The sequence below is a fragment of the Akkermansia sp. N21169 genome (assembly GCF_029854675.1).
Lineage (GTDB): Bacteria > Verrucomicrobiota > Verrucomicrobiia > Verrucomicrobiales > Akkermansiaceae > Akkermansia.
Window position 1 is genome coordinate 87,725 of record NZ_JARWNC010000036.1, and the last position, 8,520, is coordinate 96,244.

An 8,520-nucleotide genomic window follows, 5' to 3' on the forward strand; every position below is an offset into this window, starting at 1 on the left:
ATCTGAGAAAGGATAACTAACATGGCACTCTTTGAATCATACGACCGCCGCATCAAGCAAATCAATGAAACCCTTGCCAAATACGGCATCGGCTCTATTGAAGAAGCGGAACAAATCTGCCTTGACAAGGGCATCGATGTCCGCAAAATCGTGATGGGCATTCAGCCGATCGCTTTCGAAAACGCCGGCTGGGCCTACGTTGTCGGCGCTGCTATCGCCATCAAGAAGAACTGCTCCAAGGCTGCTGATGCTGCCGAAGCCATCGGTGAAGGTCTCCAGTCCTTCTGTATCCCCGGTTCCGTAGCCGATGACCGCAAGGTGGGTATCGGGCACGGCAATCTGGCCGCCATGCTTCTGCGTGACGAAACCAAATGCTTCTGCTTCCTCGCCGGTCACGAATCTTTTGCCGCCGCTGAAGGCGCCATCGGCATCGCCCGCAACGCCGACAAAGTCCGTAAGGAACCCCTTCGCGTCTGCCTCAATGGCCTCGGCAAGGATGCTGCCTACATCATCTCCCGAATTAACGGCTTCACGTACGTGGAAACCAAATTCGACTATGCTACCGGCAAGCTCAACATCGTCCGAGAAAAGGCCTTCTCCAAAGGACCTAAGGCTGCTGTCCGCTGCTACGGTTGCGACGACGTCCGTGAAGGCGTTGCCGTCATGTGGAATGAAGGTGTGGACGTTTCCATTACCGGTAACTCCACCAACCCGACCCGCTTCCAGCATCCGGTGGCCGGTACGTACAAGAAGGAATGCATTGAAAAGGGCAAGAAATACTTTTCCGTTGCCTCCGGTGGTGGTACGGGGCGTACCTTGCACCCGGACAATATGGCCGCCGGTCCCGCCTCCTACGGCATGACCGACACCATGGGACGCATGCACTCCGATGCCCAGTTTGCCGGTTCTTCCTCCGTTCCCGCCCACGTAGAAATGATGGGCTTGATCGGCATGGGGAACAACCCCATGGTTGGCGCCTCCGTGGCTGTCGCCGTGGCTGTTCAGGAAGCTCTGACCAAGTAAAGGGCAGGCTCATTCTGTTTTTCAGACTCCGGGTCATTTTATGTGGCCCGGGGTTTTTGTTTGCTGTTCATTCGGGATTTTGAAAGGAAAGATCTTTTCAATTGCTCCATGATTTCGCATCTTGAACGTAGGGTATTTTCTCGGATTATTCCTAGGAAAGATGCTCCGGCGCCAACCCCAAGTGGACACGATTTTGCCAAGGGATTGGCGGATTGCTTTCTCCTTGATTCTGAATATTTATACAACCTATTTCACGAAGAATACCAAACGGCAGGTATTCCCAGAGGGAGGTTGGCGGAAATTCCCTCCCGGGGCATTTATATTCAATACCTCCAAAATCCGCCGTCGCTTCCTATACGGAGGCGTGAATTGAAACTCTTGTTTATTGGGGTGATTGTTGATAATGGCGTCGCTTCCTATACGGAGGCGTGAATTGAAACGATCCCGCCGGCAGTGGCGATTTTGGGCACGTCGGTCGCTTCCTATACGGAGGCAGCATGGAAGTATGGCGTTATTGCTACGGTGATAAAAGGGGGAAAAATGAAACGGCTCATGGCCTTCTGAAAACAGAGGAGGGCCATGAGCCGTTGTGTTTTTTGGAGGAAAACGAGAGGGTGAGTTGGGTTATTCGTCCGTCAGCGTGATGTCGGCGGCGGGTTTTTTGAAGCCTTGGTCGGCGATCCACTTTTTAGTTTCGTCAACCATTTCTTTGGTGATATTGAAATTGTATTTGGCGTAATCGTTCAAGGTGATGTTGCCGGTCCAGAAGAATCCCCACTTGTCGAAGAAGTCGGTGAGGTCGGTCTTGGTGGCGGCGCAGCAGGCTTTGATGAATTCGAACTGGTACTTGATGGTATCGTTGCCTTGATACTGTCCGGCGTTGTTGCGGAGGTATTCCATGACATCTCCGTAGAAGTCGGGGTAGCCGTTTTTCGTGAAGTAGAGATGCAGCTGCCATAAGGGAACGAGCCTGTTGAAGACATCTGGGGAATGCAGGTAGGAGATACCCTTGCCGATGATTTCTTCCCGGGCTTTGGCAAAGCTGTTCTGGTCCTTGAGGCGACTGCCGTTACCCATCAGGGCGGCGGCCTGGAGGGAGAAGATGTTGTTGCTGACTTCCGTCATGCCTCCCCAGGTCATGGGACGCATTTGCATGACGTGGCCTACTTCGTGGGAGAATCCCCAGCACGGATCTCCTTTGACGACGGCGGCTGGATCCGTCACCATGCGCATGGTGCCGTTGTTGCCGAGGTAGGCGACGCCATCTCCGTCCCGGAACATGTAGTAATTGTAGTTAGTGCGTGCAAGCACCCTGTTCTTGGGAACCTTGTTGTATTTGACGAGGCCCATGAGCTCATACTGGATGCCGATGAGGCGGTCATAGGCATTGATGAGTTCTTCTCCTTTGCCGGAAGCGAATTTTTTCAGGAATTCGACGGGGTAGGCGACCTGAATGTGCTTGCCGCGGGCATCCATGAAGGGACTGACGGCATTGTCCAGAAGTTTGTCCCAGTCCTTGTTGGTATCTCCTCGGGTGGTGTCGAAGTATCCGTTGACTTTGCCTGTGACGAAAGTAACGGGGATTTTGGGGGCTTTGTCGTAGTCGTCGGCAAAGTAGCTGATGTATGCGTTGGTCGGTGTTTCCACCTGCACGATGTTGACTCCTTCGTGAAGGGGCACGACGACTTTGTGAAGTCCCCATCCGTTGGGGTCCTTGGTCGGTTCGATGCCGGGGGCCGGCTTGCGCGTCAGGTTGGGCAGGAGGAGTTTGATCTCACGTCCCTGGGTTTTGCCGACGATGACAATGTGTTCTCCTTTGTCGAGGTACACGCCGGTCATGTTTTCGTATTTGCTGAAACCGTCTCCCAGACGCAGAGTCTGTCCGATGACTTGGGGAGTGGGGTAGGCTTCGTATTCCGCGGACAGATAGGCAGGCTGGAATTGATTGGCGAGAATTTTGTCGGCAAGGGCCTTCAGGGCATCCGATTGGAATTGCTGGGTACTGTTGACTCCATCTTTGAGAGCCGTACAGGTGGAGTCCTTAAAAAGTTTCATGTCGGCTTCAAGGCCCTGCTGCGTATTGGCGGCGAAGACGCTGCCTAGGGAGATGGCCGTGAGTGTCAGGATGAGGAATTTGTTCATATGGAAATCCTTGGATGGATGGGAACGGCCGGGAAGGACAGGGGATTCCCCGGTATTTTCCGGCCATTTAGGGGTTGATATGTTAGCCAATACGTTCTGTTGCTGGTGTTCCTTTCATGAGTGTTGTTATTATGACAAGACCCGTTTCGGCGGGGTTTAGCCTTTCCTGAATCCGGCTTGGTTGCTAGGATACTGCTTATGCAATCCGAGCTTTGTGATATGATCGTGACGGGCGAATGCCTGATTTCCCAGGATGAATCCCGTCCCGTCCTGACAGGCGGCGTGGCTGTCGCCGTCAAGGAAGGGAAAGTGGCTGCCTTCGGGAAACGGAGCGAAGTTTTGACTGAGTGGAGATCCGGCGATGTCCGCGATCTGGGGGAGTCCCTCCTGATGCCGGGACTTGTCAATGCCCATACCCACGTTCCGATGACATTTTTGCGCGGATTTGCGGATGATTTGCCTCTGATGGAGTGGTTGACTCGCCACATTTTTCCGGTGGAAGCTCATTTGACGCGTGAAATTGTGGCTCTTGGCGCCCGGATGGGGATGTATGAAATGATGCGGACGGGGACGACGTCGTTTGTCGATTCATATCTTTTGGAGGAATCTGTTTTGGAGACGGCTCTGTCCATGGGCATGCGTTGCGTGGGAGGGGAAGTCGTATTCGCGTTCCCGTCTCCGGCTTATTCCGGGATGGAGGGGGCAGCCGAGTTGTATCGGAACCACGCGGAAAGATTCCCGGCCGGTTCCCGCGTCCAGACCGCCTTGATGCCCCATAGCGTTTATACGACGAATGACGATGTGCTTGCCTCCTGCCGGGATCTGGCGGAAGAACTTGATTTGATGCTGCACATTCATCTTTCGGAATCGTCCGGGGAAGTGGCCCAGTCGTGCGAGCAGCATGGAGGACGGCGTCCCGTTTCCTATGCGGCGGATATGGGCCTTTTGTCTTCACGGTCCGTACTGGCGCATATGGTGGATTTGACGGATTCCGAACTGGAGTTGGTGGCGCGTTCCGGTGCCCAGGTGGTTCATAATCCGGCCAGCAATCTGAAACTGGCCTCCGGTTTTGCCCGGGTGGATGAAATGCGGAGTGCCGGGGTTTCCGTGGCTCTGGGAACGGATGGCGCGTGCAGCAACAATACTCTGGATATGTTTGAAACGATGAAGCTGGCTGCCCTTCTGTCCAAAGGGAGTACGCTGGATGCCACGTCGATGCCAGCAGCGGATGCCTTGCGGATGGCGACGGTGGATGGAGCCCGTATTTTTAGGACGCCGGGTCTGGGAACACTTTCCGTGGGGGCTCCTGCGGACATGATTGCCCTTGACTTGACCGAACCGAACATGATCCCGGTGTTTAATCCCGTGTCTCATGCCGTCTATTCAGCATCCGGAAAGGATTGCATAATGACGATGGTCGATGGGAAAATCTTGTATGAAAAAGGTTGTTATCTGGATGGCTGTTACGAGGATACCCGACTGGCTCTGGGAGATCTGGTCGGCTGGGTGCGCGATCGTGCCGCCGGAAAATGACGGCTCCGGATTATTGCGAGTCTTTTCCTTTACCCGGACGGGCAAATAAGTTAGGAGTACTGTATGCAATATGATTTGATTGTCATTGGCGGCGGTCCCGCTGGATATGTTGGCGCTATTCGTGCTGCGCAGCTTGGCAAAAAAGTTGTCTGTGTCGAACGCGAACGGGTAGGGGGAACCTGCCTGAACTGGGGGTGCATCCCAACCAAGGCTTTGTTGAAGAACGCGGAAGTGTTCCACTCCATCGACAAGCGTGCAGAGGAATTCGGCCTTGCCGTCGAAGGGCTCAGCTTTGACTGGAGCGAGGTGATCGGGCGGTCCCGCAAGGTGAGCGACCGGTTATCCCAGGGCATCGGCTTCCTGTTCAAGAAGAACAAGATCGAGTCCGTGACCGGAGAAGCCTCCATCCTTGGAGAAGGCAAGGTGGAAGTGAAGGCGGGAGACGGTACGGTAACGACGCTGGAAGGTTCCCATATTCTTGTTTGTACGGGGGCTGTCACGCGAACGGTACCCTCTATGCCGTTGAACGGACGCAATATCATCGGTTCCCGTGACGCCATGGTATTGCCGGAACGTCCCGAAAGCATGATCGTGATTGGCTCCGGCGCTATCGGCATCGAATTTTCCTATATCTACAACGCATTCGGTACCAAGGTCACAGTGATTGAAGCATTGCCGCGCATTCTTCCCAACGAGGACGACGAGTGCAGCCAGGCGCTGGAACGCTGTTTCAAGAAGCAGGGCATCAAATGTCTGACGGGCGCTTCCGTGGAAGAACTCAAGGAAACGGAAGACGGCAAGGTGACGGCCAAGGTAAAGACGAGCCGCGGCGCCGAAGAGGAAATTACGGCAGATGTCTGTCTGGTGGCTATCGGGGTTAAACCCGTCGTGCCGGGAGGCAAGGAGTTCGAATTGACCCCCAAAGGTTTCATCAAGGTAAACGACCGCTACGAAACGTCCATCCCAGGCGTTTATGCCGCCGGTGACGTGATTGGCGGCGTGCTGCTGGCCCATACGGCTTCTTTCGAGGCTGTGCAGGCGGTGGAAGGCATGTTTGTTGACAGCTGCCAGCCCAAGCAGGTGAAGTTCTTCCCCAGCTGCACATATTGCCATCCCCAGGTGGCTTCCGTCGGCAGGACGGAACGTTCTCTGAAAGAAGAAGGAGTAGAATACAAGGTTGGCAAGTTCCCCTTGATCGCTATCGGCAAGGCTGTGGCCGCCGGAGAAACGGACGGTTTCGTCAAGTTGCTTTACGGTAAACAGTATGGAGAATTGCTCGGAGCCCATATCGTGGGTGAAAATGCCATAGAATTGATTTCCGGCCTCGGTATCAGTCTTCAGGCCGAATTGACGGACGGCGATATCCATGCCACGATTTTTGCCCATCCGACGCTTTCGGAAGCAATTCACGAAGCGACTCTGGCTGCCGACGGGCTCCAGATCCACGCGTGATTTTTTCCTTTCGACAGAATGTTTTTTACGGGCAGCCGTCCATTCCATGACCGGGATGGACGGTTCGTCTTTTTATTCGTCCGAAGCCTGAATGTAATAAGCAGGCTTGCATACCTGGCGGTGATATGTAGCATGTCGGTTCCGTTCCCCCTAGAATATCCCGTTAATTATGAGCAGTGAATTGTATCCGGAGGATCATGAGCAGAAGTTGAAGGCCGGTCTTTGCATCGGTGCTCTTGGAGTGGTGTTCGGAGACATAGGAACGAGTCCTCTTTATACGATGCGGGAATGTCTGCGCGCCTTGCCGACGAACGGCGATCCCCAGGCGGATATTTTGGGAGTGCTTTCTCTGATTTTCTGGACGATCTCCCTGGTGGTCTGTTTCAAGTACGTGATGAACATCATGAGAGCCGATAACAAGGGAGAGGGCGGCATTTTTACCTTGCTGGCACTGAGCGGCTTGAAGAATGGTTGGACGAAAGGGAAAGGCGGCTTGTGCGGCGGCGTCCTTCTGGCTTTGTTTGCGGCGGCTCTCCTGTTTGGGGAAAGCAGTATTACGCCGGCTATCACAGTTCTGTCCGCCGTGGAAGGGTTGAAGGGGTTTGATATTTTCCTTAGTACCAACTGGTGCATCGCCATATCCCTTGTGGTGCTGCTGGTGCTGTTTTTTGTCCAGAGGAAAGGGACGCATGCGATCGGCAAGGTGTTCGGGCCGGTGATGCTCGTCTGGTTTGCCGTGCTCGGCGGTATAGGCCTGTACCATATTATTGGCAATCCCGTCGTCATTAAAGCCCTGAACCCCGGCTATGGCATCCGCCTCTTGCTGACGGGACTTCCTCCTGGCGGCGTGACCATGTTGTGCGGTTCCGTCGTCCTGGCGGTTACAGGTGTGGAGGCATTGTACGCCGACATGGGGCACTTTGGGCGCAAAGCGATTGCTGCCGCCTGGTATTATTTCGTCATGCCCGGCTTGCTGCTTAACTATTTCGGACAGGGTGCCTATGTTTTGGGGCATCCCGGAGCGGAAAACCCGTTTTTCGAGCTTTTACCCGTTGGCATTTGGCAAGGTGGATTGTCCTTGTTCGCCATTGTAGCGGCTGTTATTGCCAGCCAGGCCGTGATTACCGGGGCCTATTCCGTGACGAGTTCCGCAATTCACCTGGGCTTCTTCCCCCGCCTGAAAATCCTGCATACAAATCCGGAAGTTCCCGGGCAAATTTACGTTCCCATCGTCAATTTCGCCATGCTGGCCTTTTCTCTGGGGATCGTCATTTTGTTCAGGACGAGTACGTCTCTGGCCGCTGCCTATGGCGTTGCCGTGACCGGGGCCATGATTGTGACGACCGTTCTTTACTACTTCGTTCTGGTGAACCGTCGCCACTGGACTCCTTCCAAGGCGCTTGCCTTGTGCGGTGCCTTTTGGCTGATGGATTGGTTCCTGTTTATTTCCGCCATGCATAAATTTATGGATGTCGGTTGGATAGCTTTGCTGGTTAGCTTGTTTATGTTCATCATCATGCATACGTGGAAGAGTGGGCGCATGGCTGTCGAGAAGGCTATTTCCAGTGCGACATTGGAGAGCATGTCCGTCGATTTTCTCGTCAAGGATCCCAAACTTGTCCGGGTCTCCGGGTGCGGCGTTTTCATGTCGTCTTCCGGCAAGGGGATTCCCCTTGTCTTGATTCATCACGTCAAGGCCAACAAGTGCATCCAGAAGACTGCCGTCATTCTCACTATTGTCACGACGGAAGAACCGTACGTCATTGATGAAGAACGTTTGCAGGTGGTAGATCAGGGAAGTGGCCTGTGGCGTGTCCATTGTTCCTACGGCTACATGGAACAGCCGGATGCCGAAAAAATATGCCATGGGATCAAAAAGGCGGGCGTTCCTCTTGCCCTTCCTGCAACGACGTTCTTCTTCAACCGGGAAATCGTCATTCACGGGGATAAAAGCCATCTTTACGAATGGCAGGCGGAGCTTTATGCCTTCCTCTCACGCAATGCCCAGCCCATGCGGGATTACTACAGCATTCTTCCCAATCAGGTGATCGAAGTCGGACTGCCCGTTAAAATATAATCCCGGTTACTTCTTGGGCATTTCCCCCCTTTCTCAGCCTGGTTCTTCTACCCGGTCTGCCGGATGGTATAAAAATGAATCCTCCGCAAGGTTTGTTTCATGCGGAGGATCAAATCAAAAATGGGAAGCCGCCCCATTCTTCTCTCTTGTTGCCCGGGGCGGCTTCCTGTGTGTTTGCGTCTTCTGTTCCTAATCAGAAGTTGTACCTGAATCCGAGTGATCCGTTGATGCTTGTGGCTCCGGAGCGGATATCGCCGTTGGCTTCGGCGAAGATGGTGCCCTGTTCACCGCTG

General features: G+C 54.0%; 6 protein-coding genes. 5 read left to right on the forward strand and 1 reads right to left on the reverse strand.

Features of this window, described 5'->3' with window-relative positions:
• Positions 1-21 precede the first annotated feature (21 nt).
• Positions 22-1,023, forward strand: coding sequence for a GGGtGRT protein (locus QET40_RS05790; protein ID WP_280126225.1), 1,002 nt, complete (start codon positions 22-24; stop codon positions 1,021-1,023).
• Between the two features lie 108 nt (positions 1,024-1,131).
• The gene (locus QET40_RS05795; RefSeq protein ID WP_280126226.1) at positions 1,132-1,455 is read left to right on the forward strand and encodes a hypothetical protein; all 324 of its coding nucleotides are present in this window, start codon (positions 1,132-1,134) and stop codon (positions 1,453-1,455) included.
• Positions 1,456-1,647: 192 nt separating this feature from the next.
• Here the strand turns inward: QET40_RS05795 and QET40_RS05800 are convergent, their stop codons facing one another.
• Positions 1,648-3,165, reverse strand: a complete 1,518-nt coding sequence (locus QET40_RS05800) for a M60 family metallopeptidase (RefSeq protein WP_280126227.1) — start codon at positions 3,163-3,165, stop codon at positions 1,648-1,650.
• Positions 3,166-3,363: 198 nt separating this feature from the next.
• Here QET40_RS05800 and QET40_RS05805 point away from each other — a divergent pair, with 198 nt between their 5' ends.
• From QET40_RS05805 to QET40_RS05815, 3 genes are all read left to right on the forward strand, one after another.
• On the forward strand, positions 3,364-4,698 hold the full coding sequence (locus tag QET40_RS05805) for an amidohydrolase (protein ID WP_280126228.1): 1,335 nt from the start codon (positions 3,364-3,366) through the stop codon (positions 4,696-4,698).
• 63 nt (positions 4,699-4,761) lie between these two features.
• A complete protein-coding gene (gene lpdA, locus QET40_RS05810; RefSeq protein ID WP_280126229.1) occupies positions 4,762-6,150 on the forward strand; it encodes a dihydrolipoyl dehydrogenase in 1,389 nt (462 codons plus the stop codon).
• 169 nt (positions 6,151-6,319) lie between these two features.
• Positions 6,320-8,227 (forward strand): KUP/HAK/KT family potassium transporter, encoded by a 1,908-nt coding sequence (locus tag QET40_RS05815; RefSeq protein WP_280126230.1) that lies wholly within the window; start codon positions 6,320-6,322, stop codon positions 8,225-8,227.
• Positions 8,228-8,520 lie beyond the last annotated feature (293 nt).

Coding starts and splice junctions, on each gene's coding strand:
- QET40_RS05790 (WP_280126225.1), top strand. CDS start 22: ATGGCACTCTTTGAATCATACGACCGCCGCATCAAGCAAATCAATGAA.
- QET40_RS05795 (WP_280126226.1), top strand. CDS start 1,132: ATGATTTCGCATCTTGAACGTAGGGTATTTTCTCGGATTATTCCTAGG.
- QET40_RS05800 (WP_280126227.1), bottom strand. CDS start 3,165: ATGAACAAATTCCTCATCCTGACACTCACGGCCATCTCCCTAGGCAGC.
- QET40_RS05805 (WP_280126228.1), top strand. CDS start 3,364: ATGCAATCCGAGCTTTGTGATATGATCGTGACGGGCGAATGCCTGATT.
- lpdA (WP_280126229.1), top strand. CDS start 4,762: ATGCAATATGATTTGATTGTCATTGGCGGCGGTCCCGCTGGATATGTT.
- QET40_RS05815 (WP_280126230.1), top strand. CDS start 6,320: ATGAGCAGTGAATTGTATCCGGAGGATCATGAGCAGAAGTTGAAGGCC.